We start from the raw sequence: 26,772 nt of genomic DNA, 5'->3' as shown, positions 1-26,772 counted from the left end.
AGCCGGTGCGCGTCGGCCCGGCTCCCTCCTCTCCCATGAGACGGCAGGCCGCTGTGGGCGCCCCTCGGGATTCCTGTGCGCTCGCGGTGAGGTCTCCAGGAAGGCCGCGAGGGGCGCCCCGTGACAAAGGGTCAGGTCAGGTGGCCGAGGGGGACGCCGAGGCGCTCGGCTGCGGGGGCGCGCCCTGGCCGTCGTTCGTCGCGTCCGGGTCCACGCCGACGGTCAGCGCCGCGCGTACGCCCCGGGAGATGTCCCGGTGGTCGTAGCGGAGCCGCAGCAGGCCGCCCGTCGTGCCGCTCTGGTCGTAGATGGTGTCCTCGGTGAGCGTGGTGCGCTCGGCGGCGTTCGAGGCGTACGGCTCCACCACGGCCGTGGCGAGGACGGACTCCTCGTCGAAGAAGAACTGGCCGGTGTGGCAGGCGTGCCCGCCCTCGTAGCCGGCGTCGGTCCACTCGCCGTCCACGTGCACCTTGGCGTGGATGTGGACGCACCGGCCCCGGTACCAGCCCGGGAACACCGTCTTGAAGGCGACCCGGCCGTGCCGGTCGGTCCGCCAGGTGCCGCGCAGATAGCGGGTGTCGTCGGTCGGCTCCTGGTGGCCGCCGGGGTTGCCGGACGGCGGCGCGCCGGTCGGGGCGCCGGTGGGGGGTTCGCCGGTGGGGGCCGGTCCGCCGCCGCCCCCGCCGCCGTTGCCCATGTCCTCGTAGCCGGAGTAGACGCCCACCGCGTCGCAGTGCCAGATGTCGACGGCCGCGTCCCGGATCGGCCGGCAGGTCACGGCGTCGATGACCTTGAGGTCGAGGAGGAGGGGGATGCCCTCGCGGTCCTCCCGGACATCGCGGCGGATCTTGTCGGCGTCGATGTAGTAGGGGCCTTCGACGGTTTCCGAGGTCAGGACGTAGCAGTCCTCGGCCGGAGCCCCTTCGGCCTTGCCCCGCCCGGCCGGGGTTCTCTCCCCCGCCGCCGCGTCCACCGACAGGGCGAGGCCGCCGAGTCCCGCCACGGCGATCGCACCGGCACCGACGGCGACGACCCGGCGACGCGTCGGGTCACCGGAATCACGGGTTTCCTGGATTTCCTGGCTTACCTGGGTTTCCTGTTCAGGTGCTGTCATGCACATGAAAATTAGAGAGGAACCCTGTCAACGAGCTGAGAAAACGGCACCCTTTCGCACCCGCGCGCGAAAGGGGCCGGAAATCGACCTACGGCCGGACGGACTCCGTCACGTGCCGTCGTTGGTCGTGTCGGGGTCGACGCCCATGGTGATGGAGGCGGTCACACCCTTGGCGATGTTCTTCTTGTTGTACTTCAGCTTGAGCAGACCGCCGGTCGTGCCGCTCTGGTCGTAGATGGTGTCCTCGGTGAGCGTCGTGCGCGTGGTGGTGCTCGTCGAGTACGGATCCACCTCCGCGGTGAGCAGCACGGTCTCCTCGTCGAAGAAGAACTGGCCGGTGTGGCAGGCGTGCCCGCCCTCGTAGCCGGCGTCGGTCCACTCGCCGTCCACGTGCACCTTGGTGTGGATGTGGACGCACCGGCCCTGGTACCAGCCGGGGAAGACCGTCTTGAAGGTGACGCACCCCTTCTTGTCCGTCTTCCAGGTGCCGCGCAGATAGCGGGTGTCGCTGGTGGGCTCCTCGTGGCCGCCGCCACCGCCGCCACCGGACGGCGGCTCACCGGTCGGGGTGCCGGTCGGCACATCGGTGGGGGTGCCGGTGGGCGCGTCCGTGGGCGCGTCCGTGGGCGCGGTGCCGCCGCCCTGGGAGAAGCTCTCGTAGCCCGAGTAGAGGCCCAGCGCGTCGCAGTGCCAGATGTCGACGGCCGCGTTCGCCACCGGCTTGCAGGTCTCGGAGTCGATCACCTTCAGCTGGAGGGTCAGCGGGATGCCCTCCTTGTCCTCGGTGATGTCCTGGCGGAGCTTGTCGGCGTCGATGTAGTACGGCCCCTCGGTGGTCTCCGAGGTGAGCTTGTAACAGACCTCCGCGGTGCTGGAGGCGGACGCGGTGCTCGTCGCGTCGGCCGCCTCGTCGGCGGAGGCGGACATCGCGAGGGCGCCGCCCGCGCCGACCGCGGCCACCGCCGCGGTGCCGGCCACGACGACCTTCCGGCGCGTCAGGTCCTTCTTGTGCTTCGGTTCTTGTGTTCCCGTCATGTTTCGGACGCTAAGTAAGAAGGCTGTCAGCGCCGTGGGAAAGCACTGTGGTTAACCAAGAAACCTGAAAAGGGAAAACGAAAGGGGCCGGAAATCTACGGAGATTTCCGGCCCCTTGGAATTCTGAGCGATAATTAGGTAAGGCTGCCCTTACTCAATTACCTACTTCGGCTGCGGCTTGCGCACCGTCAGGTGCAGTTCCTTCAGCCGCGCCTCCTCCAGCTCCGTCGGCGCGCCCATCATCAGGTCCTGGGCGTTGCCGTTGAGCGGGAAGGCGATCGTCTCTCGGATGTTCGGCTCGTCCGCGAGGAGCATGACGATGCGGTCGACACCCGGCGCGATACCGCCGTGCGGCGGGGCGCCGAAGCGGAACGCCCGCAGCATGCCCGCGAACTTCTCCTCGACGGTGTCCCGGTCGTAGCCCGCGATCTCGAACGCCTTGAGCATGATCTCCGGCTCGTGGTTCCGGATCGCGCCGGAGGACAGCTCGACACCGTTGCAGACGATGTCGTACTGCCAGCCCAGGATGTCCAGCGGGTCCTGGGTCTCCAGGGCCTCCAGGCCGCCCTGCGGCATGGAGAACGGGTTGTGCGAGAAGTCGATCGCGCCGGTGTCCTCGTCCTTCTCGTACATCGGGAAGTCGACGATCCAGCAGAAGCGGAAGACGTTCTCCTCGAAGTGCCCGGCACGCTTGGCGGCCTCGACCCGCACCGCGCCCATGATCTTCGAGACCTCGTCGAACTCGCCCGCGCCGAAGAACACCGCGTGACCGGCGGCCAGGGAGAGACGCTTGGTCAGCTCCGCCACGTTCTCCTCGGTGAGGAACTTCGCGATCGGGCCGGACAGCGAACCGTCCTCGGCGACGCGCACCCAGGCCAGGCCCTTCGCGCCCTGCGAGACCGCGAAGTCCCCGAGCTGGTCGAAGAACTTGCGCGGCTGGGCGGAGACGTCCGGCACCGGCAGGGCGCGCACGTGCTTGCCCGCGAAGGCCTTGAACTCCGAGCCGTCGAAGATGTCGGTGATGTCGACCAGCTCCAGCTGGGCCCGCAGGTCCGGCTTGTCGGAGCCGTACTTCAGCATCGCCTCACGGAACGGGATGCGCGGGAACGGGGAGGTGACGTGACGGCCGTTGCCGAACTCCTCGAACAGCTCGGTCATGAGCTTCTCGATCGGCTGGAAGACGTCCTCCTGCTCGACGAAGCTCATCTCGACGTCGAGCTGGTAGAACTCGCCCGGCGAACGGTCCGCGCGGGCGTCCTCGTCACGGAAGCAGGGCGCGATCTGGAAGTAGCGGTCGAAGCCCGAGATCATCAGCAGCTGCTTGAACTGCTGCGGCGCCTGCGGCAGGGCGTAGAACTTGCCCGGGTTCAGACGGGAGGGGACCACGAAGTCGCGGGCGCCCTCGGGGGAGGTGGCGGACAGGATCGGCGTCGCCATCTCGTTGAAGCCCAGCGCCGTCATCTTGTGGCGGATCGCCGAGATGACCGACGTCCGCAGCAGGATGTTGCGGTGCATGCGCTCGCGGCGCAGGTCGAGGAAGCGGTACTCCAGGCGCCGCTCCTCGTTGACACCGTCCTCGGCGTTGATGGTGAAGGGGAGCGGGGCGGCCGCGCCCAGCAGCTCGACCTCGCCGACCTCGACCTCGATCTCACCGGTGGAGAGGTCGGGGTTCACGTTGTCGGCACCGCGGGAGACGACCTTGCCGTCGACGCGGACCGTGGACTCCTTGGTGACCTTGTCCAGAGCCTCGTACGCGGCCGTGCCGGGACGGGCCACGAGCTGCGTGATGCCGTAGTGATCGCGCAGATCGATGAAGAGGATGCCGCCCAGGTCGCGCCGATTGTGCAGCCAGCCACTCAGCCGGACGTCGGTGCCGACGTCAGAGGAGCGGAGCTCGCCGCAGGTGTGGGACCTGTACCGATGCATCGTGGTTCATCCAGCCTTCGCGGATCGGGGGGCACGTTTCACGTGAAACAACCCCAGCCTACCGGGCACCCCGAGATCGGCTCCCCTCAATAGCGCGCCGACGATCAGTGGCACTTCTCGTCCCCGTCTTCATAAAGTGGGGCAATGCGCACCGGCGAGTCCCTGCCCGCCGTGGGAGAGGTCCTCGCCTCCCTCGCGACCGGCCTCTGGCAATGGAGCACGGCCACCGGGCTGGTCACGGTCGACGCCGAGGCCGCCCGGCTGCTCGGGCTGCCCGCCGAGGAGGCGGTCCTCACGGAGGCCCAGACCCGGGCCCGTCTCCACCCGGTCGACTGGAACGAGATCACCGGCGTCATCCAGCTGGCCGTCGCCGAGGAGACGCTCGCCGAGGTACGCATCCGGATCATGGACGACCAGGGACGGGTGATCCGGATCGTGCGCAGCCGCTCCAAACCGTCCTTCGACCCGGTGAAGAAGGCGTACGAGCTGATCGGCACCCTCCAGGAGGTCACCGAGCCCCGGCCGGGCACCCCCGCCGGACGGACCGCCGTCACGGGTGACTGGCGGCGCTCCCGGGAGGCGTTCCTGCTGGACGCGGGCCGCGCGCTGGCGGAGGCACGGGACACGGAGGAGGTGCTGCGGGTCGCGGCCGGGCTGTCGATGCCGGGCTTCTCCCCGGACGGGCTGGCCGTCTTCGGTGTGGAGGGCGACCGGCTGACCGTCATAGGGCACCACGGGCAGCGCCCCGGCGACGAGAGCCCCTTCACCCGGATGCCCGTGGAGACGGACTATCCGGCCGCCGAGGTCGTACGCACCGGCCGGGCCGTGTACCTCTCCTCGCCCGGACAGTACAAGGAGCGCTACCCGCTCACCTGGCCGATGGCCTCGCACTTCGGCCGGCAGTCGTGGGCGTTCCTGCCGCTGACGGTGGCCGGCCGCACGATGGGCGCCTGGATGGCGGCCTTCACCTACCCGGTGGCGTTCACCCCCGACGAGCGCTCCGTGCTCACCACGGTGGCCCGGATGCTCGCCCAGGCCCTGACCAGGGCGGGCGTCGCCGAGACCCAGCGGGAGCTGACCGACGGCCTCCAGCGCTCCATGCTGCCCACGCTCGGCCCCGAGATACCCGGCATGACCCTGGCCGCCCGCTACATACCGACCGGCGGCGGGCTCCAGGTCGGCGGCGACTGGTACGACATGATCCCGCTGCCCGGAGGGACCTCCCGCACCAAGTCCGCGGGCGAGCGGTTCGCCCTGGTCATCGGGGACGTCCAAGGCCATGACGTACGTGCCGCCGGACTGATGGGCCAGCTGCGCATCGCCCTGCGGGCGTACGCCGCCGAGGGACACCGCCCCGACGCCGTCCTCTCCCGCGCCTCCCACTTCTTCCACGGCCTCACCGACTCCGACGGCGGCGTCGACCCGCGCTTCGCGACCTGTCTGTACGTCGAGGTCGACCCGGTGACCGGCGTCCTGGAATTCGCCCGGGCCGGCCATCTCGACCCGGCCGTGCGCATGACCGACGGCACGGTCCTGGCGCGCGCCACGGCCGGCGGGCTCCCGCTGGGCGTCGATCCCGACGCCGACTATCCGACCACCCGGCTCGCCCTGGAACCCGGCGAGGCGCTGATGCTCTGCACCGACGGACTGCTGGAGACCGGCGGGCACGACCTCGACACCGGCTGGCGACGTGTCCGCCAGATCATGGAGACCCACGAGGGCGACCTGGAGACCCTGGCCGACGCCCTGGTCCAGGCCGTGCACGGCCCCTCCTCCCACCACACCACGGGCCCGCTGGCGGACCGCCGCGAGGACGACATCGCGGTCCTGCTGCTGTGCCGGCAGGGCGGGCCGGGCTACGGCCTCGACACCAGCGCGGCGCTTCCGCGGCTTCCCGTACGGCGCACCCTGCTCACCGTCGCGCAGGCCGAGCCCGAGCGGGTGGCCGTGGGCCGGCAGCAGGTGCGGGAGCTGCTGCACGACTGGGACAGCGCGGATCAGGTGGACTCGGCGGTGCTGCTCGTCTCCGAGATGCTGACGAACGTCCTCGTCCACACGGACGCCGACGCGCTGCTGGTCGCGGAGGTGACCGGGGAGCCCGGCGAGCGCCGGATCCGGGTCGAGGTCACCGACACCAGCGACGACCTGCCGCACAAGCGCCGGCCCGGCGAGCTGGCGTCCTCCGGCCGCGGGCTGGTCCTCATCGAGCTGCTCGCCGACACCTGGGGGGTGGCACCGCGCGGCGAGGGCAAGAGCATCTGGTTCGAGCTCTACGAGCCGCCGGCGGGCTCCGGCGAGGTGGCGTAACGGGTCCGCAGTTCGTGCAGGATGCCGAAGACGGCGGCGGTGAGCGGTACGGCGAGCAGCATGCCGAGGATGCCGGCGACGGAGGCCCCGGCCGTGATCGCGAGCATCACGGCCGCCGGATGCATCTGCACCGTGCGGCTCTGGATCATCGGCTGGAGCACATGCCCCTCCAGCACCTGCACGGCGAGCACCACCCCGAGCGCCCACAGCGCGACGACGAAGCCCCGGTCGGCGAGCGCGACCAGCACGGCGACCGTGCCGGAGAGGAAGGCGCCCAGGTAGGGGATGTAGGCCAGCACGAGCACCAGGGCGCCGAGCCCCACGGCGCCCGGCACGTCGAGGATGAGCAGCCCGACGGTGATGCACACGGCGTCGATGAGGGCGATGAGCGTGGTCCCCCTCATGAACCCCTCGACCGCCTGGAAGGCCCGCCGGGCCATGGCCTCCACGGTGTCCGCGGTGCCATGCGGGGCGACGGCCCGCAGCGCGTCGACGGCCCGGTCCGAGTCCCGCAGAAAGAAGAAGACGAGCAGCAGCGCGAGTACGGCCATGGCGATGCCCTCACCGACCACACTCACCCCGCTGATCACATTGGAGGCGGCGGTCCCGCCGAACCGGCTCAGCAGCTCCCTCGAATTCGAGGCGAGGTCGTCGAGCGAGGTCCCGGCCGCCCCGAAGTGATCGGCGACGCTCTCTGCGGCGTTCCTCAGCGAGGCGATGATCTCGTCCCCGGTGTCGACTAGCGCGGCGACGACGATGTACACCGCCCCACCGACGACGCCCACCACGGCGACACAGGTCAGCCCGGCCGCGATCGACCTGGGCACCCGCGCCTTCACCATCCGGCGGTACAGGGGACCCAGCAGCGCCGTCCCGAGCAGGGCGAGCAGCACCGGCGTCACGGCCGTACGGAACTCCGCGCACAACCGGATCCCGACGTACCCGACCCCGGACGCCAGCAGAATCACGGCACACCAGGCGGCGAACCGACGGGCGGGGACGGGGAGGAGGTGCACGGGTCCAGCGGATCATGGGGTGCCGGACTTGTCCTCCCGGCGGGGCCGGCCGGGTGACGGTTCATCACATTCGAGCAGAATCGATGCGTCGATCACCCTAACGGATGATTGTCCGTACTATGCACACCAGTTGCCCTTGCCCGTGCCTACGTTCCGGGACGGAGGTGATGCTCGATGTACGAGCAGAACAACATTCCGTCGGACGAGTCGACGGGACGGAAGGACGCGATCGACATCAACGACTTCGTGTTCGCGGCGACGGGGGCGCGGGTGCGGAGGGTGACGATGCCGGACGGGGAGCACTGGTTCGTGGCGGCCGATGTGGCCACAGACCTCGGTTATGCGAACACCCGCCAAGCACTCCAGTGGCATGTTGCGGCAACATGCCAATCCATTCTCGACGATCTTGTCCAAAGCGTCTATGGGGCCGACGCTTCGAGCAAGATCGCAGGTCACGGGCTCAAGAAGTCAATGAGGATGGTGAACTTGCAAGGCCTCATCGCCCTCGTCAACGGCTGCACGAAACCGGAGAGCGGGCCCTTCAAGACCTGGGTCTCGGACGTCATCGTCACCATCCAGCGCGACGGCTCCTACTCCCTGGAACCGGCCGCCGTACAGCCCGCCCCGTCCGGCGGCACCGCGTACGTCATGCCGGAGCAGGTGGTCGAGGCCATCGTGCGGCTGGAGGAGCGGAACATCCGGGCGGACGACACGATGCTGGCGTTCCAGGAGGAGCGGAACGATCTGCTGCGGCAGATCAACAACGGCCTGAAGGACATCGCCGAGGCCCTCAGGCAGCCCAACACCCGCCCTGGGCCCGCCCCGGCCCCGGAGCTGACGCCTCAGCAGATCCTCGCCAAGTGGAAGGCGACGAACCTGGTCGTGACGGAAGACGTCCACGTGGTGGCGGCCTACCTGGCACCGGCGCTGCTGCGCGGCGGGGCGAGGTGCTCCGTGGACGAGATCTCCACCCGTACCGGACTGTCGCCCAGCCGCGTACGCGACTGCCTGGACGTGCTGTTCGAACGGGGCTGCGTGCGGCACGGGAGCCGTGCGGCGGACGGGACACCGGTCTGCGTCCTGCCGTGACGCGATGAGACAGGCCCGACGTCGCAAAACGAAGTTGCGGCGTCGGGCCTGCGTCGTACCGTACCGGCCTCAGGCCTCCCGCGGGCCCTCCTCCGTCATTCCGTGGACCGCGGGGATCGTGCCGAGGCGGCCCTTCTGGAAGTCCTCGAACGCCTGCATGAGTTCGTCCTTGGTGTTCATGACGAACGGGCCGTAGTGGGCCATCGGCTCACGGATGGGCTGTCCGCCCAGCAGGACGACCTCCATGTCCGGCGTGTGGGAGTCCTGCTTCTCGTCCGCGCGGACGGTCAGCGAGGAGCCCGCGCCGAAGACCGCCGTCTGGCCCAGGTGGATCGGGCGGCGTTCCGCGCCGACCGCGCCCTTGCCCGCCAGCACGTAGGCCAGGCCGTTGAAGTCCTCGCGCCAGGGGAGGGTGATCTCCGCGCCGGGGGCGAGGGTGGCGTGGATCATCGTGATGGGGGTGTGGGTGATGCCGGGGCCGGCGTGGCCGTCCAGTTCACCCGCGATCACGCGCATGAGCGCACCGCCATCGGGTGACGTCAGCAGCTGCACGTTGCCGCCGCGGATGTCCTGGTACCTGGGCGCCATCATCTTGTCCTTGGCGGGCAGGTTCACCCACAGCTGGAGGCCGTGGAAGAGACCGCCCGACATGACGAGGTGCTCCGGCGGCGCCTCGATGTGGAGCAGGCCGGAACCGGCCGTCATCCACTGGGTGTCGCCGTTGGTGATGGTGCCGCCGCCGCCCTGGCTGTCCTGGTGGTCGAAGATGCCGTCGATGTCGGTACCTCCTTGGGCGACTGCGTCTCAGTTTAGTTGAGCGTTGAACTTTCTGCCAGGCCCAACGACGAAAGCCCGGAGGACATTCCCTCCGGGCCACATCGCCCTCTTCACCGAAGATCGGGGCCGGTCAGTTGCTGAAGTACAGGTACTTCCACGCGCCGTACGTCGTGGAGTTCACGGTGTCGCCGGACGAGCTGTTGACGTACACCGAGCGCATCCGGACCCGGATGCCCGCCTCACCGGGGGCGCCGAGGCTGACGGCCGACTTCCCGTTCGTACCGACCGGGAAGTACTCCGAGTCCATGGAGTACCACGAACCCTGGTAGTAGACCTGGAGGTCGAAGCGCTGTTGACGCCCCGGGTAGTAGGTCATCGTCGTGGTGAGCAGCGGGTCGGTGTTCTTGTGGAACCAGTAGTACGACGTGGAGCCGATCTTGGCCGTCCGGTAGTGCCTGGTGACGGCGGTGGAGACCTTGACCCGGGCGTACGCCGTGACCTTCACCGTCTTCGGCGCGTTGCGGGCGTCCCCCGCGAAGACCGCGGTGACGGTCGTGTCGCGGGTCATGTCCACGGTCCCGACGATGTTGCCGCTGGAGTTGACCGTGCCCTTCTTGACCAGCTTCTTGGGCTTGTCGCCGCCGAAGGGGTCCGCCCAGATCTCGACCGTACGGTTCTTGTACGTCGCCCCGAGATGCGCGGTGAACTTGACGTCGGTGCCGTAGTTGTACAGCTTGCCGTTGTTGTTCAGGCTCAGGCTCGTCGAGGCGCGGGAGACCGCGACCTTGTCGTAGGCGTAGATCGAGGTGTGCTCGGCGTCACCCGCATAGGTGACCTTGTAGGTGACCGTGCCGCCGGCCGGCGGGGTGTCCGTGAAGGAGTACGTGCCGTCCGCCTTGACCGTGACGGCGGCGAGCGCCTTGCCGCTCGGGCTGTCGAGGTCGGTGCGGGTGACGGAGAGCTTGACGCCCGCGGGCAGCGGGACCGTCGCCGAGATCTTGCCGGTGACGGTGATCTTCTTGGCGCGGGTCGCGGAGCTCGGGGCGTTGACCGTGAGGGTGGGGACGTTGAGCGTCGGCTGGGTCAGGGCCGTGAGCGTGAGTTCGCCGCCGGCGCCCCGTACCAGGCCGAAGATCCGCGAGGAGTCCGGCGCCCAGCGCACCGGTCCGCCGTAGAGGTCGTAGAAGGTGCGCAGCGGCTGAGCGGCGTTCGGCCGGTAGACCTTGACGCTGTCGCCGTCGACCTGGGCGACCAGCCCGTTCGGCGCGATGTCGGCGCCGTGCCCGGACGGGTAGGCGCCGGCCTTGGTGAGAGTGCCGTTCGCGTAGGCGTGCCGGCCGGAGCCGTTGACGAGCACCTGGTCGGCGCCCGCGACGAGGTCGATGTCCCCGAGGCCGTCGTTCAGGGCGTACGAGGTGTCGTTCCAGGCGACCACCCGGGCCGTGCCGCTCGACACGTCGAGGACGGCCTCGGTGCCCGTGGAGTCCCCGGTCTCGCCGACGGCCAGCAGGCCCGGCCGCAGCGGGTCGGTGTCCAGCAGGGCCTGCCCCCACAGCCCGGACCCCGTTCCTTCGGCCGGGACCTGGGCCAGCGCCACCGGGTCGGTCCCGCTCGCCGGGTCCACCGCCGGGTCGACGGAGCCGAGGTCGCCGTCCCACTGGTCGCCGTACGAGAACCACGCCTTGCCGCCGGCGAAGGCCAGGTGGCGCGGGCCGGTGTCGGTCGGGACGGCGTACGTCCGCTTGATGTCCAGCGTGGCCGGGTCGAGCGCGACGATCTGGTGCGTGTTGGGCAGGGCCGCGTACAGCGTGCTGCCGTCGTCCGACAGGGCCAGGTCGCTGACGCTGCCGAAGCCCGCGTTCAGGTCGACGAGGTTGCCCTTGTAGTCGGAGGCGAGGATGCGGCCGTCCGCCGCGTCGCCGACGAACACGCGCTGGAGCGTGCCGTCCACGACGAGACCGCCGACGCTCGCGACGGTGGTGCCGGCGGCCGAGGCGGTCCCCGCCGCCACGACACTCAGCGCCGCCGAGCTGAAGAGGACCGCGAGTGCCGTCGCGGCCGATGTGCTGCGCATACGCACAGTGATGAACCCCCACAGAAGACCCGGGTTCCCCGGGTGATGAGAGAGCGCCGCGCGACACCCGGAGACGGCCGTCGTGAAGGACGGCCCCCGGGGCGCGGCTGCCTGAGGGAACCCTATGGCATGCCTGTGACAAACAGGGAGGGGGATTTCCGGGCGCGACCGGCCGGGGAGGCCGCTGTCAGCCGTACATGCGCCGCATCGCGAACTCCACCATCTGCTCGACCGCCTTGGCGTCGAAGACCATGCGGTGCTCGCCCTCCATGTCGAGGACGAAGCCGTAGCCGGTGGGGAGCAGGTCGATGACCTCCGCGCCGGTGATGACGAAGTACTTGGACTCCTTGCCCGCGTACCGGCGCAGCTCCTTGAGGGAGGTGAACATCGGGATCACCGGCTGCTGGGTGTTGTGCAGCGCGAGGAAGCCGGGGTTGTCGCCGCGCGGGCAGTACACCTTGGACGTGGCGAAGACCTGCTGGAAGTCCTCCGCGGCCAACTGCCCGGTGGTGAACGCCCGCACCGCGTCCGCGAGGGAGGGCGGGGACGGCTCGGGATACAGGGGCGGCTGCTGGCCGTAGCCGCCCGCCATCGGCTGCTGCGGCGGCTGGGCGTACTGCTGCTGGGCGCCCATGTTCTGGTCGTAGCCGTACATGGGCGCAAGAGTACCGAGAGCGCCCGGCCCGTGGGGCTGCGGCGGGGTCCGTACCGCACTCGGGCGCTCCGCCGGGACCGTTGCGGTGTGAACCGTCACAGATGGCGGGTTCGGGGTTGCGGCTTATTACCGACGGGTAGCATCATCGTAGCTACTAGTTGGTAAGTGAACTGGCGCGAGGATCCAAGTGCCTCGCCGATCTCTCTCGGGAGCCATCGCCATGGGGCACTACAAGTCGAATCTCCGCGACATCGAGTTCAACCTCTTCGAAGTACTGGGGCGCGACAAGCTGTACGGCACCGGCCCGTTCGAGGAGATGGACACCGAGACCGCGAAAAGCATCCTCGACGAGCTGACCCGCCTCGCGGAGAACGAGCTGGCGGAGTCCTTCATCGACGCCGACCGCAACCCCCCGGTCTTCGACCCGGCCACCAACACCGCGCCCGTCCCGGCGTCCTTCAAGAAGAGCTACCAGGCCTTCATGGACTCCGAGTACTGGCGTCTCGGCCTGCCCGAGGCGATCGGCGGCACCACCGCTCCCCCCTCGCTGATCTGGGCCTACGCCGAACTGATCCTGGGCGCGAACCCGGCCGTGTGGATGTACTCCTCCGGCCCGGCGTTCGCCGGCATCCTCCACGACGAGGGCAACGACGTCCAGAAGAAGATCGCCCAGATCGCCGTCGAGAAGCAGTGGGGCTCCACCATGGTCCTCACCGAGCCGGACGCCGGCTCGGACGTCGGCGCCGGCCGCACCAAGGCCGTGCCGCAGGAGGACGGCTCCTGGCACATCGAGGGCGTGAAGCGCTTCATCACGTCCGGTGAGCACGACATGTCGGAGAACATCCTCCACTACGTCCTCGCCCGCCCCGAGGGCGCCGGCCCCGGCACCAAGGGCCTCTCCCTCTTCCTCGTCCCGAAGTACGAGTTCGACTTCGAGACCGGCGAGCTGGGCGAGCGCAACGGCGCCTACGCCACCAACGTCGAGCACAAGATGGGCCTCAAGGCCTCCAACACCTGCGAGATGACCTTCGGCGACCAGCACCCCGCCAAGGGCTGGCTGATCGGCGACAAGCACGACGGCATCCGCCAGATGTTCCGCATCATCGAGTTCGCCCGCATGATGGTCGGCACGAAGGCGATCTCCACCCTGTCGACGGGCTACCTCAACGCGCTGGAGTACGCCAAGGAGCGCGTCCAGGGCCCCGACCTCGCCAACTTCATGGACAAGGCCGCGCCCAAGGTCACCATCACCCACCACCCGGACGTCCGCCGCTCGCTGATCACGCAGAAGGCGTACGCCGAGGGCATGCGCGCGCTGGTGCTGTACACGGCCTCGGTCCAGGACACGATCGCGGTCAAGGAGGCGGCCGGCGAGGACACCAAGTCCGACCACGCCCTGAACGACCTGCTCCTGCCGATCGTCAAGGGCTACGGCTCCGAGAAGGGCTACGAGCAGCTCGCCCAGTCGCTCCAGACCTTCGGCGGCTCCGGGTTCCTCCAGGAGTACCCGATCGAGCAGTACATCCGCGACGCCAAGATCGACACCCTGTACGAGGGCACCACCGCCATCCAGGGCCAGGACTTCTTCTTCCGGAAGATCGTCCGCAACCAGGGCGCCGCCCTCAACTCCCTCGCCGAGGACATCAAGAAGTTCCTGGCGCTGGGCACCGGCGGCGAGGACCTCTCCTCGGCCCGCGAGCACCTGGCCAAGGCCGCCGTCGAGCTGGAGGCCATCGTCGGCCTGATGCTCACCGACCTCGCCGCCACCGAGCAGGACGTCAAGAACATCTACAAGGTCGGCCTGAACAGCACCCGCCTGCTGCTCGCCTCCGGTGACGTGGTCGTCGGCTACCTGCTCCTCAAGGGCGCCGCGGTCGCCGCCGAGAAGCTGGAGACGGCCTCCGCCAAGGACCAGGCGTTCTACACCGGCAAGATCGCGGCGGCGAAGTTCTTCGCGGCCAACGTCCTGCCGGGCGTCACCCTGGCCCGCAAGATCGCCGAGGGCGTCGAGCTGGACCTGATGGAGCTGGACGAGGCCGCGTTCTGATCCATCCCGCCGCGGTGGCCGGCGCGGCATGCCAAAATGCCGCCCGGTCACCCACCCGGTGACTCTCACACCGTCCTCACGAGGGCCCGTTCCCATGACAGGGAGCGGGCTCTCGTCCGTCGTTAAGGTGAACCCATGAGCGCACCCGCCCGCTTCGACCGCGGCCACACCGACGACCTCATGTCCTTCCTGACGGCCGGCCCGTCGCCGTACCACGCCGTGGCGAACGCGGCCGAGCGGCTGGAGAAGGCCGGATTCCGGCAGGTCTCGGAGACGGACGCCTGGGACACGGAGACATCCGCGGCCACCTCCGCCGCGGGCTCGGGCGGCCGCTACGTACTGCGCGGGGGCGCGATCGTGGCCTGGTACGTCCCCGAGGGCGCCGCCCCGCACACCCCCTACCGGATCATCGGCGCGCACACCGACTCCCCCAACCTGCGCGTCAAGCCGCTGCCGGACACCGGCGCGCACGGCTGGCGCCAGGTCGCCGTGGAGATCTACGGCGGTCCGCTGCTCAACTCCTGGCTCGACCGCGACCTGGGCATCGCCGGCCGGCTGTCCCTGCGGGACGGCACGACACGCCTCGTGAACGTGAACCGGCCGCTGCTGCGCGTGCCCCAGCTCGCCATCCACCTCGACCGGGCGGTCAACACCGACGGCCTCAAGCTCGACAAACAGCGCCACCTCCAGCCCGTCTGGGGCCTCGGCGGCGACGTCCGCGGCGGCGACCTGATCGCCTTCCTGGAGGAGGAGGCCGGGCTGCCCGCGGGCGAGGTCACCGGCTGGGACCTGATGACCCACCCCGTGGAGCCGGCCGCCTACCTGGGCCGCGACCAGGAGCTGGTGGCCGGCCCGCGCATGGACAACCTACTGTCGGTGCACGCCGCCACCGCGGCCCTGGCGGCCGTGGCGACGAGCGGCACCGACCTGCCGTACATCCCGGTGCTGGCCGCCTTCGACCACGAGGAGAACGGCTCCCAGTCCGACACCGGCGCGGACGGGCCGCTGCTCGGCAGCGTGCTGGAACGTTCAGTCTTCGCGCGCGGCGGATCGTACGAGGACCGGGCGAGAGCCTTCGCCGGCACCGTCTGTCTCTCCTCCGACACCGGGCACGCGGTGCACCCCAACTACGCGGAGCGGCACGACCCGACGCACCACCCGCGCGTCAACGGCGGCCCGATCCTCAAGGTCAACGTCAACAACCGCTATGCGACGGACGGTTCGGGCCGGGCGGTGTTCGCCGCCGCCTGCGAGAAGGCCGGCGTGCCCTTCCAGTCCTTCGTCTCCAACAACTCCATGCCCTGCGGCACCACCATCGGCCCGATCACCGCCGCCCGGCACGGCATCCGGACCGTCGACATCGGCGTGGCCATCCTGTCGATGCACAGCGCACGGGAGTTGTGCGGCGACGCCGACCCCTATCTGCTGGCGAACGCTCTGGTGGCCTTCCTGGAGGGGTAGTTCACGCGAAGGGGGGTACCCGCCGGTGCGGACCGCAGACCGGAGCAGACCGGAACCACCGGACCGTACAGGGAGGCAACACCATGGGCCTCGGCGGGTGCATCATCCTGATCGCCGTAGGAGCGATCCTCACCTTCGCGACCGACTGGGACATGCAAGGGGTCAACCTCGACCTGGTCGGAGTCATTCTGATGATCGTCGGCCTGATCGGCGTCACCACGTTCAGCAGCATCGCGCGACGCCGCCGCGTGGTGGTGCCTCCGGCGACGACGACCGTCGTCGAGGAGGAGCGCCACCACCGCGGCGGATACAGCGACGGGTACGGCGGCTGAGCCCACCTCGGCCGGCAGCCGCCGGCGCCGGCCCTCCGCCTCAGCCGGCCGAGTCGTCCATCCCCGCCAGGACCAGGGGCAGCCGGTCCGCCCCGCCCTCGGTGAGGCGGACCGGGACACCCCAGTCCTGCTGGTGGACATGGCAGGCCGGGTACGGGTTGGCGGGGTCGTCGTCGCAGGAGGCGGCCATCGCGGAGACGTGCAGCACCCCCTCCGGGACGTCGGGGTCGAGCTCCAGGGTGCGGGAGAGGTCCGTGTCCCCGCCCTCGCCCTTCAGGAGCAGCTCGGGCGGGGTGGCGGAGACCAGCAGGCGGGTCGACGGACCGTACCGGGTGTCGAGCTTCTGCCCGGCCGGCGCCTGGAAGATCACGTCCAGCCGCAGGGTGCCCGGCGCGACCTCGGTGGCGGCGCGCCGGGTGCGGTGGGCCACGGCCTCCACCCGTACCGCCTCCTCCGGCAGCCGCAGCCGGGTCAGCCGGTGCCGGGCCGACTCGACGACCACGATCTCGTCGCCGACCAGCACCGCGTCACTGGGCTCCCGCAGATCCGTGGCCAGGGTGGTGACCTCGCCGGTCGACGGGTCGTAACGGCGCAGGGCGTGGTTGTAGGTGTCGCTGACGGCGACCGACCCGTCCGGCAGGACGGTGACGCCCAGCGGATGCTGGAGCAGCGCCTGCCCCGCCGCCCCGTCACGGTGCCCGAAGTCGAACAGCCCGGTGCCGACGGCGGTGCGGACGACGCCCTCGCGGTCCACCCAGCGCAACGCGGACGTCTCCGAGTCGGCGAGCCAGAGCCGCGCGCCGTCGGCGGACACCGCGAGCCCGGACGGCTGCGCGAACCACGCCTCGTCGGCAGGTCCGTCGACGAGGCCCTCGTTGGTCGTACCGGCGGCGACCGCCACCGTGCCCTCGGCCGGGTCGTAGGCCCACAGCTGGTGCACACCCGCCATGGCGATCCACACCCGCCCGTCGAACAGCGCCACGTCCCACGGGGAGGAGAGGTCGATCTCGCGGGCCGGCCCTGACGTCGGCGACCCCTGCCACCACTGCCGGCCGGTGCCCGCCAGGGTCGTCACCTCCCCGGAGCCGAGGTCCAGACGGCGCAGGGCGTGGTTGACGGTGTCGGCGACGACCACGGCGGAGTCGTCCAGGAGCGCCAGCCCCTGAGGCTCGTTGAACGAGGCGCCCCTGGCCGGACCGTCGGCGAAGCCGCGCCCACCGGACCCGATCCGCCGCACGACGCTCTCCCCGTCGGCCTCCAGCTCCACCAGCTGATGCCGTGTGGTGTCGCTGACCAGGAAGTTCCCGCTCGGCAGCACGATCGCCCTGCCGGGGAAGCGCAGCGCCGTCGGCTCCGGCTCCGGCGCCACGTACGGCCCGTCGCCGCGCCGCAGCGTCCCCTTCGCGCCGTGCTCCGCCTCCAGCTCCGTCACCAGCCGCTCGATCGCGTGCACATGCCCCTCGCCGGCGTGCTGCGCGACGACGTACCCCTCGGGGTCGATCACCACGAGCGTCGGCCAGGCCCGCACGGCGTACTGCTTCCACGTGGCCAGCTCGGGATCGTCGAGCACCGGATGCTCGACGCCGTACCGCTCCACCGCGTCCACCACGGCCCGGTGCTCGGCCTCGTGCACGAACTTCGGCGAGTGCACCCCGATCACGACGACCGTGTCCCGGTGCTTCGCCTCCAGCTCACGCAGCTCGTCGAGGACATGCAGACAGTTGATGCAGCAGAACGTCCAAAAATCCAGTACGACGATACGTCCTCGCAGGTCGGCGAGGGTGTACTGCTGCTCACCCGTGTTCAGCCAGCCGCCCTTGCCGATCAGCTCGGGGGCGCGGACACGGACGCGGCGGGGTGCGGGGGCGGTCATGCCTCAAGGGTGCCATCCGCCACCGACAGTCACCTCGGAGGCTTCGGCGTCGACGGCTGCGGCGGCTCCGGCGGCTTCAGCGGCTTCAGCGGCTTCAGCGGCTTCAGCGTCGGCGCCCGTCACGCCGGGCTCAGGTCGGCGCGTCTCAGGTCGGCGCGTCTCAGGTCAGCGCGTGGCCCGTCGTCGCGTCCACGTGGTCCGGGATCTCGTCGTGGTGATCGCCGACGGTGGAGGTGCCGGTCGGTTCGAGGAGGAGGATCTGGGTGGGGACGGGGGCGTACGGCTTGTGCTCGGTGCCGCGCGGGACCGTGAAGACGCTGCCCCTGGGCAGGACGACCGTGCGCTCGCCGGCCGGTTCGCGCAGGGCGATGTGCAGTTCGCCCTCCAGGACCAGGAAGAACTCGTCGGTGTGGTCGTGGACGTGCCAGAGGTGCTCGCCCTCGACATGGGTGACGCGGACGTCGTAGTCGTTGACCGTGGTGACGATGCGCGGGCTCCACCGGTCGGTGAAGGAGGCGAGGGCGGCGGAGAGGGAGACGGGTTCGTTGGTCATGACCTCATCGTGGGGGTGGGCACCGGAGCCGACGAGTGCTAGGAATCGCACATGCCGCAAGGATCCTCTCAGCCGCACCGTGTCGTGCTGATCGTCGACGAGAACTCGAACCCCTTCGAGATGAGCTGCGCCATCGAGGTCTTCGGGCTGCGCCGCCCCGAGCTGGGCCGGGAGCTGTACGACTTCCGGCTGTGCGCGGACGGGCCGGTCACCCGGATGCGGGACGGCTTCTTCACGCTCACCGGGGTCGCCGGGCTGGAGGCGGCCGAGGACGCGGACACGCTGATCGTGCCGAACCGGCCCGACACGGACACCCCCCGCTCCCCCCGCGTCCTGGACGCGGTGCGACGGGCACACGCGCGTGGCGCCCGGCTGGTCGGCTTCTGCTCGGGCGCGTTCACGATGGCCGAGGCCGGACTGCTGGACGGCCGCCGCGCGGCCTGCCACTGGATGTGGGCGGACTCCTTCCGGACCCGCTTCCCGCGCGTGTGTCTCGAACCGGACGTCCTCTTCGTCGACGACGGCGACATCCTCACCGCGTCGGGCAGCGCCTCGGCGCTGGACCTCGGCCTGCATGTCGTACGCCGCGACCACGGCGCCGAGATCGCCAACGCCGTCTCGCGGCGGCTGGTGTTCGCCGCCCACCGGGACGGCGGCCAGCGGCAGTTCGTGGAGCGGCCCCTGCCGGACGTGCCCGACGAGTCGCTGGCGCCGCTGCTGGCGTGGGCGCAGGCACGGCTGGGGGAGCCGTTGACGGTGGCCGGCCTCGCGGCCCGCGCGGCGGTGAGCCCGGCGACCCTGCACCGCCGCTTCCGGTCCCAGCTCGGCACGACCCCGCTGGCCTGGCTGACCGGCGAACGGGTGGCGCTGGCCTGCCGCCTGATCGAGCGGGGGGAGGAGCGGCTGGACATGGTGGCGGCGCGCAGCGGTCTGGGCACCGCGGCGAACCTCCGCGCGCGCGTGCGGCGCGAGACCGGCCTCAGCCCGTCGGCCTACAGACGGCGTTTCGGACCGGCCGCCGGGGAAGCGCTGAGGACATGAGATTCCTTGTACGCGACCGGCTGCTGGCCTTCGGCGACGACTACTGGATCGAGGACGACCAGGGGAACAAGGTGTTCCTGGTCGACGGCAAGGCGATCCGGCTGCGCGACACGTTCGAGCTGAAGGACACGCGCGGGCGGGTCCTGATCGACATCCGCCAGAAGATGCTCGCCCTGCGCGACACGATGGTGATCGAGCGGGACGGCGAGCCGCTGGCCACGGTCCGGCGCAAGCGGCTGTCGTTGCTGCGCAACCACTACCGGGTGTCCCTGACGGACGGCCGCACGGAGCTGGACGTCAGCGGCAAGATCTTCGACCGCGAGTTCGCCGTCGAGTACGACGGCGAACTGCTCGCCGTGATCTCCCGGCGCCGGCTGCACGTGCGGGAGACGTACGGCGTGGATGTCGTACGCGAGGACGCGGATCCGGCGCTGCTGATCGCGGTGACGGTGTGCGTGATCCACCTCGCCGAGAAGGAACGGGGCGACGACTAGGGCCTGTCGTTTGGATCAGGTCGGCTATGCGTGACGGTGCCTTGTCGCCGACCCGAGCGGGGTGTGGTGCGTGCAGCTGCAAGGCGGAGGAGGGCGTCGACGCGGTGGGGCACCCCCGGCCGGAGGCTGGGGGACGTCGGCAACCGACGACAACGCCGCTGGGGGTCCCCCCTCTGGGGGAGCGCGCACCACACCCCGCGGCGCGCGGCATGATCCAAACGACAGGCCCTAGCTGTGCTGTGCCGATGACCCGGGGCCCGACCGGGGCGCATGACCGGACACCATGACCGGCGCCCGATGAGGGGTGGCGGGGGAGCCGCTCCAGGCGTCACTCTGGAACAGACGTGCGGCACGGCCGGCGTCGTGCCACGGCGGCAGGGGGGCGGGCGTGGGGGACAACGGGCGGCACGGACCCGGGGCGGAGCGACGTGCGCCGGGGCGGAGCGCAGCGGATCGGGGCGCGTCGCGGCGGGGCGCGTTACGGTCGCGCGTGCTCGTGGCGGCCATGGCGCTGACGGCCGCGGCGGCGCTGACGGCGTCGTCCCCGGACGCGCCGCCCCCGGTCGGCGGGTCGGCGGCCACGTCGTCGTATCCGCCCGCCCGGACCGCGTCCGCCGAGCTCGCCGACGCGGCCGACTGCGATCCGCTGCGGTCGCTGAAGCCGCCGGCCCGGATGCCGGAGCCGGGCGGACCGATGCCGGGCGGATCGGCGATGGAACGGATCCTGGCGCGGGGACGGCTCGTCGTGGGCGTGGACCAGAACACGTACCTCTTCGGCTACCGGGACCCCACCACCGGCCGGCTGGACGGGCTGGACATCGCCCTGGTGCGGGAGATCTCGACCGCCCTGTTCGGCAGGCCGGACCGGGTGCAGTTCAAGACCGTGCCGTCCCGGCGGCGGATCGAGGTGCTGGAACAGCGCGAGGTCGACCTGGTCGCCCACTCGATGACGATCACCTGCGAACGCATGGAACGCGTCCTGTTCAGCAGCGACTACCTCGACTCGGGCCAGCGCGTCCTCGTCCCCGAGGCCTCCCCGGCGAAGACCCTGGCGGACCTCGCGGGCCGGCGGGTGTGCACGGCCGACGGCACCACGTCGCTGGCCGAGCTGCGCCGGGCCCGGCCGAACGTGGAACCGGTGACCGTCGCCGACTGGACCGACTGCCTCGTCCTGCTCCAGCTGGGTGACGTGGCCGCCGTGTCCACCACCGACAACGTCCTCGCCGGACTGTGCGCCCAGGATCCCACCACCCGTATCACCGGCCCCCGGTTCACCTACGAGCCGCACGGCATCGCCGTGGCCGAGGACGCGCCCGAGCTGATCCGTTTCGTCAACGGCGTCCTGGCCGACCTGCGCGCCTCGGGCACGCTCCGCGCCCTGCACGAGAAATGGCTCGGCGGATACGGCGACTTCTACCCGCCCGCGCCCCGGTACCGGGGGTGACACCCCCGACACCTCGTACGTCAGGCGTCAGGCGTCAGGCGTCAGGCGTCAGACGGCGGGCGGCGGGCGTCAGACGGCGGGCGGCAAGCAGCGGGCCGTCAGGCCCCGTCCCGGTACCGCGGCCGGGAGCCGGGCCGGTCGAGCCCCAGTACCCGGTCCTTCAGGGCCGGGAACTGCTCGCGGGTCGCCGCCACCCTCGCCGGGTCGAAGTCGACCGTGAGGATCTCCTCGCCGGGACCGGCCTCGGCCAGCACCTCGCCCCAGGGATCCACCACGATCGAGTGACCCGCCTGCGGAACTCCGGCATGCGTCCCGGCCGTTCCACAAGCGAGCACGAACGCCTGGTTCTCGACCGCCCGCGCCCGGGCCAGCAGCGTCCAGTGCGCCCGGCGGCGCTCCGGCCAGCCCGCGGGGAGGACGAAGGTCTCGGCTCCGGCGTCGACGAGACCGCGGAAGAGTTCGGGGAAACGGAGGTCGTAGCAGGTGCCCAGGCCGACGGTCGTGTCCGGCAGGCGGACCGTCACCAGGTCCTCGCCCGCGCCCATCAGCACGGCCTCGCCCTTGTCGAAGCCGAAACGGTGGATCTTGCGGTAGGCGGCGGCCAGCTCACCGGAGGGGGAGAAGACGAGAGACGTGTTGTAGAGGGGGCCCTCGGGGTCCCGCTCGGGGATCGAGCCCGCGTGCAGCCACACGCCCGCGTCGCTCGCGGCCTTGGCCATCGCCTCACAGGTCGGCCCGTCGAGGGGCTCCGCCTCGGTGGCGAATTCCTCGTAGGCGAACGCCCCGGTCGTCCACAGTTCCGGCAGCACCACGAGATCGGCGGCACCGGCCTGCTCCCGCACGAGTGAGGCCATCCGAAGTCGCCTTGAGGCGACCGATTCGCCCTCTTCCACGGCGACTTGGATCAGAGAGGCGCGCACACTACCACCGTCCTGGCATTCGAGCCGTCCACACGGGCCTACGATCGTCACACGAAAGCACTGCCGGGGTGCCTCACAGCAGCGTAACTTAACGTTTCACGACACCCGCCGACAGCCGCCGACCGTCACCGCCTCCCGCTGGCAACGCCGCCACCCGCCGCCACAACCGCCCGTGTACCGACCGCCGAGGGGTCCCGTTCCGTGAGTCTGCATCCCACTCTCCAGCCCTACGCCGACGCCTGGACCCACTCCATCGAAGGGATATCCGAGCTGGTGCAGCCGCTTGTGGAGGGCGAGTGGAACTGGCGGACGCCCTGCCCGGGCTGGTCGGTCCGCGATGTCGTCTCCCACGTGATCGGCCTGGACACCGAGATGTACGGCGATCCGCGCCCGATCCACTCACTCCCCCGCGACCTCTACCACGTCACCACCGAATTCCAGCGGTACATGGAGATGCAGGTCGACGTCCGCCGCCACCACACGGCGCCGGAGATGACGTCCGAGCTGGAGCTGTCGATCATCCGCCGCAACCGCCAGCTGCGGAACGAGACGCGCCAGCCGGGCACGGTGGTGCGCGGCCCGCTGGGCACGGAGCTGACGCTCGAGGAGTCGATGCGGAGCCACGCGTTCAATGTGTGGGTGCACGAGCAGGACCTGCGCGCCGCCCTCGGCCGTCCCGGCAACCTCGACTCCCCGGGTGCGCACATCGCGCGGGACGTGCTGCTCGGCGAGCTGCCGGCCGTGGTCGCCGAGCGGGCGGACGCGCCGCGCAGCTCCGCCGTCGTCTTCGACGTGCACGGCCCCATCGAGTTCCTGCGCACGATCCGCGTCGACATCCAGGGCCGCGGCACGCTGGAGACGGTGCCCGCGCTGGGCCCCGCCGCCGCCTTCTCCCTCGACTGGGAGACGTTCGTCCGGCTGGCCTGCGGCCGGGTGACGCCGGAGGCGGTCGCGGACCGGGTGAAGGCGGAGGGCGACCCGCGGCTGACGGCGGCGATCCTGCGGAACTTCGCGGTCACCAGGTAGCCGTAGGACACAGGGGGGCAGGGCTGACGCAACGGGCCCGTCGTGATGATCACGACGGGCCCGTTGCTGTGCGCGTGCTCGAACGTCAGCTGATCTTCGCGTAGCCGAAGTTGATGAGCTTCTTCACGTCGGCCGTACGGTTCGTCGCGTCCGGAGCCGTGAGGACCGTACCCATGACCGACTCGCCGTTGAGCGTGGCGGCGAACACCAGGCAGTACTTGGCCTGGGTGCCGGACCCGGTCTTCACACCGAGCGTGCCGTTCCAGCCCAGCAGCGTGTTGGTGTTGGTCCAGGCGCCCATGGTGCGGGTGGCACCGGTCTTGGTGATCGTCTTGGCCGTGTACGACTTGGTCTTCACCACGGCCTTGAACGTGGAGTTCTTCATCACGCTGCGGGCGAGCAGGGTCAGGTCCCGCGGCGTCGAAGCGTTGGCGCCGTTGCTCAGGCCGTCGAACGAGTCGAACTTCGTGTTGTTCATGCCGAGGGTCTTGGCCATGGTGTTCATCTTGCCGATGAAGTTCTTGGTCCGGGCCGCGACCGTCGTACCGGTGCCGAACTTGTCGGCGAGAGCCATCGCCGCGTCGCAGCCGGACGGCAGCATCATCCCGTACAGCAGCTGACGGACGGTCACCTTGTCGCCGACGATCAGCTTGGCCGACGAGGGGTACCCCTGCCGGACCATGTAGTCACTGACCGCCTGCTTGATCGTGACCTTGGTGTCCAGGTTCAGGTTCGTCTGCGACAGCACGACCTTCGCCGTCATGATCTTCGTGGTGGAGGCCGTGAGCCGCGGGACGTCGGCGGACTTCTTGTAGAGGTCCTTGCCCGTCACGCTGTTCATCAGGTACGCGCCCTTGGACGTGATGGTGGGCGTGGTAACGGCCTGAGCGGGAGCCGCGGTGAGGACCCCGCCCGCGAGCACTGCGGCGGTCGTCACGGCGACGCCTGCGGCTCTGCGGAACCGGAAACCCTTGCTAGCGGTTATCAACTGAAATACCCCGATTACGTCGAATGCCCCTGAAGGTGCGGCCGAGTTGAGGGGGAAAGAAGAGTGGGGCCGCACGTGTGTGACACGTAAGTAGCACAGAAGGTTGTGCGTCTGCTGGGCCGACTTTTCGAAACGCTGTGCGCGGACGTCGCCCCAACTCCCTGGACGAGTCCCGCATGCTGGACGGTTCCCGCCCTTGCGTACGTGTTGTATCTATCCTGTGGACATGCCGTCCTCCGCTCCGCCCGCGCCGGCCCCCGCGACCGCCCCCTCGCCCACCACCCTCAAGCAGCCGCCCGCCGCCGATCGCGTGTACGCCCACGTCAAACAGGGCGTTCTGGACCGCCGCTACGAAGGCGGCACACTGCTGACCGAGGGCGAACTCGCCGAGGCCGTGGGGGTCTCGCGGACCCCGGTGCGCGAGGCGCTGCTGCGGCTCCAGGTCGAGGGGCTGATCCGGCTCTACCCGAAGAAGGGCGCGCTGGTCCTCCCGGTCTCCGCGCAGGAGATCGCGGACGTCGTGGAGACCCGGCTGCTGGTGGAGGAGCACGCGGCCCGCAAGGCCGTGCCCGCGCCGGCCGGGCTGATCGAGCGGCTGGAGGAACTGCTGGCACGGCAGCGGGAACAGGCCGCCGCCGGCGATCTGGCGGGTGCCGCGGTCACGGACCGCTGCTTCCACGCGGAGATCGTCCGCAGCGGCGGCAACGAGATCCTGTCCCGGCTCTACGACCAGCTCCGCGACCGCCAGCTGCGGATGGGCGTCGCGGTACTGCACTCCCACCCCGACCGGATCGCCAAGACGCTCACCGAGCACCAGGAGATCCTGGAGGCCCTGCGCCGCGGCGACTCCGACGAGGCCGTCGGCATCGTCCACCGGCACATCAGCTGGTTCTCGCACCTGGCCCGGGGCGAGGTCCGATGAGCGCCGGCCGGACCGGCCCGAACTCCACTCTTCCGGGTGACCCGCCCGGCGGGCGGCGTGCGGTAGCCGTCTGGGGGATCGGTGTCTCGGTCTACTTCGTCGCCGTCATCTTCCGTACGTCGCTGGGGGTGGCCGGCCTCGACGCCGCCGACCGCTTCCACGTGAACGCCTCGGCCCTGTCCACCTTCTCGATCCTCCAGCTGCTGGTCTACGCCGGCATGCAGATACCGGTCGGGCTGCTCGTCGACCGGCTCGGCACCAAGAAGGTGCTGACCATCGGCGTCGTGCTGTTCACGGCCGGGCAGCTGGGCTTCGCGTTCTCCCCCTCGTACGGCATGGCGCTCGCCTCGCGGGCGCTGCTGGGGTGCGGGGACGCGATGACGTTCATCAGCGTGCTGCGGCTGGGCACCCGCTGGTTCCCGGCGCGGCGGGGGCCGATGGTGGCGCAGATGGCCGGGCTGGCCGGTATGGCGGGCAACCTCGTCTCCACGCTCGTCCTGGCGCGGCTGCTGCACGGGGTCGGCTGGACGGCCGCGTTCGCGGGCAGCGCGCTCGCCGGTGTCGTCGTCCTGGTCCTGCTCCTGCTGTTCCTCAAGGACCACCCCGAGGGGCACGAGCCGGAGCCCTTCCCGCACCACGGCGCCGCGTACGTCCGCCGTCAGATCGCCGCGTCCTGGCGGGAGCCGGGGACCCGGCTGGGCCTGTGGGTGCACTTCACCACCCAGTTCCCGGCGATGGTGTTCCTGCTGCTGTGGGGCCTGCCGTTCCTGGTGGAGGCACAGGGCCTGTCGCGCGCCACGGCCGGGGAGATGCTGACCCTGGTCGTCCTGTCCAACATGGTCGTCGGACTGGTGTACGGCCAGATCGTCGCCCGGCACCACGAGGCGCGGCTGCCGCTGGCCCTGGGCACGGTCGGCGCGACCGCGCTGGTGTGGGCCGGCACGCTGGCCCACCCCGGCGAGCACGCCCCGATGTGGCTGCTGATCACGCTCTGCGCGGTGCTCGGCGCCTGTGGGCCCGCGTCCATGCTGGGCTTCGACTTCGCCCGCCCCGCGAACCCGCCCGAGCGGCAGGGCACCGCGTCCGGCATCACCAACATGGGCGGCTTCGTCGCCTCCATGACCACCCTCTTCGCGATCGGCGTGCTGCTCGACGCGACCGGTGACGACTACCGGGTCGCCTTCTCCTGCGTGTTCGTCCTCCAGGCACTGGGCGTCAGCCAGATCCTGCGACTCCGCACCCGAGCGGCCCGCCGGGAACGGGAGCGGCTGGTGGCGAGCCGGGTGGAGACGGTGCACGTGCCGGCGTAGGTCCAGGGGTGCGGACCGGGCTGCCGGGGGCCGGCGGCGCGGGCGCCGGGGAGTGGGCCCTGACCGGCAGGCCCCGGCTCGCGGATGTTCAGGCGAAATCCAGTTGTTCGTACGGGCGTCCCGCGTCTAGCGTCGGCGCATCGACGTGTAGCTCAGTAGCCAGAGCGCCGGGCTTCAGACCCGGGGGGCGCGGGGGCGGAACCCGCCACGTCGGTCTTCGACGTGTAGCTCAGCAGCAGAGCACCGGGCTCCTAACCCGGAGGGAGCGGGGGCGGCACCCGCCACGTCGGCTCCTCGGCATGTAGCTCAGCAGCAGAGCACCGGGCTCGGGACCCGGAGGGGGCGGGGGCAGCACCCGCCGTGCCGGC

Annotated in this window: 21 protein-coding genes, 2 tRNA genes and 1 pseudogene; 13 read left to right on the top strand and 11 right to left on the bottom strand. The window is 70.6% G+C overall.

Going from position 1 to position 26,772, the window contains the following annotated elements; all coding sequences use genetic code 11:
- Positions 1 to 136 precede the first annotated feature (136 nt).
- The 3 genes from IE275_RS30325 to aspS form a co-directional block, all read right to left on the bottom strand.
- Positions 137 to 1,114 carry an intradiol ring-cleavage dioxygenase gene (locus IE275_RS30325; RefSeq protein WP_189714979.1) on the bottom strand — a complete coding sequence of 326 codons (978 nt, stop codon included), beginning with the start codon at positions 1,112 to 1,114 and terminating at the stop codon, positions 137 to 139.
- A 108-nt stretch (positions 1,115 to 1,222) separates the two neighbouring features.
- Positions 1,223 to 2,149, bottom strand: a complete 927-nt coding sequence (locus IE275_RS30320; protein ID WP_189714977.1) for a dioxygenase family protein — start codon at positions 2,147 to 2,149, stop codon at positions 1,223 to 1,225.
- A gap of 162 nt (positions 2,150 to 2,311) precedes the next feature.
- Entirely contained in the window at positions 2,312 to 4,075 is a 1,764-nt protein-coding gene (gene aspS / locus IE275_RS30315) for an aspartate--tRNA ligase (protein ID WP_189714975.1), read from the bottom strand.
- 144 nt (positions 4,076 to 4,219) lie between these two features.
- Here aspS and IE275_RS30310 point away from each other — a divergent pair, with 144 nt between their 5' ends.
- Positions 4,220 to 6,382 carry a SpoIIE family protein phosphatase gene (locus tag IE275_RS30310; RefSeq protein ID WP_189714973.1) on the top strand — a complete coding sequence of 721 codons (2,163 nt, stop codon included), beginning with the start codon at positions 4,220 to 4,222 and terminating at the stop codon, positions 6,380 to 6,382.
- Here the strand turns inward: IE275_RS30310 and IE275_RS30305 are convergent.
- Positions 6,346 to 7,398, bottom strand: a complete 1,053-nt coding sequence (locus IE275_RS30305; RefSeq protein WP_189714971.1) for an AI-2E family transporter — start codon at positions 7,396 to 7,398, stop codon at positions 6,346 to 6,348. The two genes, IE275_RS30310 and IE275_RS30305, sit on opposite strands and share 37 nt — an antisense overlap.
- Positions 7,399 to 7,572: 174 nt before the next feature.
- On the opposite strand from IE275_RS30305, the gene IE275_RS30300 reads away from it, so the two are divergent.
- On the top strand, positions 7,573 to 8,487 hold the full coding sequence (locus IE275_RS30300) for a BRO family protein (protein ID WP_189714969.1): 915 nt from the start codon (positions 7,573 to 7,575) through the stop codon (positions 8,485 to 8,487).
- A 69-nt stretch (positions 8,488 to 8,556) separates the two neighbouring features.
- Here IE275_RS30300 and IE275_RS30295 read toward each other — a convergent pair.
- The 3 genes and pseudogenes from IE275_RS30295 to IE275_RS30285 form a co-directional block, all read right to left on the bottom strand.
- Positions 8,557 to 9,264: pseudogene (locus tag IE275_RS30295) on the bottom strand (pirin family protein); the annotation flags it as partial.
- Between the two features lie 130 nt (positions 9,265 to 9,394).
- On the bottom strand, positions 9,395 to 11,338 hold the full coding sequence (locus IE275_RS30290) for an NHL repeat-containing protein (protein ID WP_189714967.1): 1,944 nt from the start codon (positions 11,336 to 11,338) through the stop codon (positions 9,395 to 9,397).
- 187 nt (positions 11,339 to 11,525) lie between these two features.
- Positions 11,526 to 11,993 carry an SseB family protein gene (locus IE275_RS30285; protein ID WP_189714965.1) on the bottom strand — a complete coding sequence of 156 codons (468 nt, stop codon included), beginning with the start codon at positions 11,991 to 11,993 and terminating at the stop codon, positions 11,526 to 11,528.
- A 220-nt stretch (positions 11,994 to 12,213) separates the two neighbouring features.
- Here IE275_RS30285 and IE275_RS30280 point away from each other — a divergent pair, with 220 nt between their 5' ends.
- From IE275_RS30280 to IE275_RS30270, 3 genes are all read left to right on the top strand, one after another.
- The gene (locus IE275_RS30280) at positions 12,214 to 14,040 is read left to right on the top strand and encodes an acyl-CoA dehydrogenase (protein WP_189714963.1); all 1,827 of its coding nucleotides are present in this window, start codon (positions 12,214 to 12,216) and stop codon (positions 14,038 to 14,040) included.
- A 135-nt stretch (positions 14,041 to 14,175) separates the two neighbouring features.
- Positions 14,176 to 15,501 carry a M18 family aminopeptidase gene (locus IE275_RS30275; protein WP_189714961.1) on the top strand — a complete coding sequence of 442 codons (1,326 nt, stop codon included), beginning with the start codon at positions 14,176 to 14,178 and terminating at the stop codon, positions 15,499 to 15,501.
- Positions 15,502 to 15,584: 83 nt separating this feature from the next.
- The gene (locus tag IE275_RS30270; RefSeq protein ID WP_189714959.1) at positions 15,585 to 15,833 is read left to right on the top strand and encodes a DUF6458 family protein; all 249 of its coding nucleotides are present in this window, start codon (positions 15,585 to 15,587) and stop codon (positions 15,831 to 15,833) included.
- A 40-nt stretch (positions 15,834 to 15,873) separates the two neighbouring features.
- Here IE275_RS30270 and IE275_RS30265 read toward each other — a convergent pair whose 3' ends face one another.
- Together IE275_RS30265 and IE275_RS30260 are read right to left on the bottom strand one after the other, a co-directional pair.
- A complete protein-coding gene (locus IE275_RS30265) occupies positions 15,874 to 17,706 on the bottom strand; it encodes an NHL domain-containing thioredoxin family protein (RefSeq protein ID WP_189714957.1) in 1,833 nt (610 codons plus the stop codon).
- 160 nt (positions 17,707 to 17,866) lie between these two features.
- Complete coding sequence (locus tag IE275_RS30260) at positions 17,867 to 18,259, bottom strand: cupin domain-containing protein (RefSeq protein WP_189714955.1); 393 nt, start codon at positions 18,257 to 18,259, stop codon at positions 17,867 to 17,869.
- 51 nt (positions 18,260 to 18,310) lie between these two features.
- Here IE275_RS30260 and IE275_RS30255 point away from each other — a divergent pair, with 51 nt between their 5' ends.
- The 3 genes from IE275_RS30255 to IE275_RS30245 all read left to right on the top strand — a co-directional run bounded on the left by IE275_RS30255 (position 18,311) and on the right by IE275_RS30245 (position 21,238).
- Positions 18,311 to 19,300, top strand: a complete 990-nt coding sequence (locus IE275_RS30255; RefSeq protein WP_189714953.1) for a GlxA family transcriptional regulator — start codon at positions 18,311 to 18,313, stop codon at positions 19,298 to 19,300.
- Entirely contained in the window at positions 19,297 to 19,794 is a 498-nt protein-coding gene (locus IE275_RS30250; RefSeq protein ID WP_189714951.1) for an LURP-one-related/scramblase family protein, read from the top strand. The genes IE275_RS30255 and IE275_RS30250 overlap by 4 nt, the downstream gene beginning before the upstream one ends.
- A 490-nt stretch (positions 19,795 to 20,284) precedes the next feature.
- Positions 20,285 to 21,238 carry a glutamate ABC transporter substrate-binding protein gene (locus IE275_RS30245; protein ID WP_229870713.1) on the top strand — a complete coding sequence of 318 codons (954 nt, stop codon included), beginning with the start codon at positions 20,285 to 20,287 and terminating at the stop codon, positions 21,236 to 21,238.
- 98 nt (positions 21,239 to 21,336) lie between these two features.
- On the opposite strand, the gene IE275_RS30240 is transcribed toward IE275_RS30245, so the two are convergent.
- The gene (locus IE275_RS30240) at positions 21,337 to 22,158 is read right to left on the bottom strand and encodes a carbon-nitrogen family hydrolase (protein ID WP_189714950.1); all 822 of its coding nucleotides are present in this window, start codon (positions 22,156 to 22,158) and stop codon (positions 21,337 to 21,339) included.
- A 201-nt stretch (positions 22,159 to 22,359) separates the two neighbouring features.
- Here IE275_RS30240 and IE275_RS30235 point away from each other — a divergent pair, with 201 nt between their 5' ends.
- Positions 22,360 to 23,184: a maleylpyruvate isomerase family mycothiol-dependent enzyme gene (locus IE275_RS30235; RefSeq protein ID WP_189714949.1), complete on the top strand. Its 825-nt coding sequence runs from the start codon at positions 22,360 to 22,362 to the stop codon at positions 23,182 to 23,184.
- Positions 23,185 to 23,269: 85 nt separating this feature from the next.
- On the opposite strand, the gene IE275_RS30230 is transcribed toward IE275_RS30235, so the two are convergent.
- Entirely contained in the window at positions 23,270 to 24,121 is an 852-nt protein-coding gene (locus IE275_RS30230) for a D-alanyl-D-alanine carboxypeptidase family protein (RefSeq protein WP_189714947.1), read from the bottom strand.
- Positions 24,122 to 24,398: 277 nt separating this feature from the next.
- Here IE275_RS30230 and IE275_RS30225 point away from each other — a divergent pair, with 277 nt between their 5' ends.
- The 4 genes from IE275_RS30225 to IE275_RS30210 all read left to right on the top strand — a co-directional run bounded on the left by IE275_RS30225 (position 24,399) and on the right by IE275_RS30210 (position 26,771).
- A complete protein-coding gene (locus IE275_RS30225) occupies positions 24,399 to 25,094 on the top strand; it encodes a GntR family transcriptional regulator (protein ID WP_189714945.1) in 696 nt (231 codons plus the stop codon).
- Positions 25,091 to 26,404, top strand: coding sequence for an MFS transporter (locus tag IE275_RS30220; RefSeq protein WP_189714943.1), 1,314 nt, complete (start codon positions 25,091 to 25,093; stop codon positions 26,402 to 26,404). Before IE275_RS30225 ends, IE275_RS30220 begins: the two co-directional genes overlap by 4 nt.
- A 218-nt stretch (positions 26,405 to 26,622) precedes the next feature.
- Positions 26,623 to 26,694: transfer RNA gene (locus tag IE275_RS30215), tRNA-Arg, on the top strand.
- A gap of 5 nt (positions 26,695 to 26,699) precedes the next feature.
- Positions 26,700 to 26,771, top strand: a tRNA-Pro gene (locus tag IE275_RS30210).
- Position 26,772 lies beyond the last annotated feature (1 nt).

It is taken from the genome of Streptomyces phaeofaciens, from assembly GCF_014648915.1.
Classification (GTDB): Bacteria; Actinomycetota; Actinomycetes; order Streptomycetales; family Streptomycetaceae; genus Streptomyces; species Streptomyces phaeofaciens.
The sequence above is the reverse complement of the archived record's forward strand: the minus strand, read 5'-3'. Positions and strand labels throughout refer to the sequence as shown.

Coding starts and splice junctions, on each gene's coding strand:
- IE275_RS30325 (WP_189714979.1), bottom strand. CDS start 1,114: ATGACAGCACCTGAACAGGAAACCCAGGTAAGCCAGGAAATCCAGGAA.
- IE275_RS30320 (WP_189714977.1), bottom strand. CDS start 2,149: ATGACGGGAACACAAGAACCGAAGCACAAGAAGGACCTGACGCGCCGG.
- aspS (WP_189714975.1), bottom strand. CDS start 4,075: ATGCATCGGTACAGGTCCCACACCTGCGGCGAGCTCCGCTCCTCTGAC.
- IE275_RS30310 (WP_189714973.1), top strand. CDS start 4,220: ATGCGCACCGGCGAGTCCCTGCCCGCCGTGGGAGAGGTCCTCGCCTCC.
- IE275_RS30300 (WP_189714969.1), top strand. CDS start 7,573: ATGTACGAGCAGAACAACATTCCGTCGGACGAGTCGACGGGACGGAAG.
- IE275_RS30290 (WP_189714967.1), bottom strand. CDS start 11,338: ATGCGCAGCACATCGGCCGCGACGGCACTCGCGGTCCTCTTCAGCTCG.
- IE275_RS30285 (WP_189714965.1), bottom strand. CDS start 11,993: ATGTACGGCTACGACCAGAACATGGGCGCCCAGCAGCAGTACGCCCAG.
- IE275_RS30280 (WP_189714963.1), top strand. CDS start 12,214: ATGGGGCACTACAAGTCGAATCTCCGCGACATCGAGTTCAACCTCTTC.
- IE275_RS30275 (WP_189714961.1), top strand. CDS start 14,176: ATGAGCGCACCCGCCCGCTTCGACCGCGGCCACACCGACGACCTCATG.
- IE275_RS30270 (WP_189714959.1), top strand. CDS start 15,585: ATGGGCCTCGGCGGGTGCATCATCCTGATCGCCGTAGGAGCGATCCTC.
- IE275_RS30265 (WP_189714957.1), bottom strand. CDS start 17,706: ATGACCGCCCCCGCACCCCGCCGCGTCCGTGTCCGCGCCCCCGAGCTG.
- IE275_RS30260 (WP_189714955.1), bottom strand. CDS start 18,259: ATGACCAACGAACCCGTCTCCCTCTCCGCCGCCCTCGCCTCCTTCACC.
- IE275_RS30255 (WP_189714953.1), top strand. CDS start 18,311: ATGCCGCAAGGATCCTCTCAGCCGCACCGTGTCGTGCTGATCGTCGAC.
- IE275_RS30250 (WP_189714951.1), top strand. CDS start 19,297: ATGAGATTCCTTGTACGCGACCGGCTGCTGGCCTTCGGCGACGACTAC.
- IE275_RS30225 (WP_189714945.1), top strand. CDS start 24,399: ATGCCGTCCTCCGCTCCGCCCGCGCCGGCCCCCGCGACCGCCCCCTCG.
- IE275_RS30220 (WP_189714943.1), top strand. CDS start 25,091: ATGAGCGCCGGCCGGACCGGCCCGAACTCCACTCTTCCGGGTGACCCG.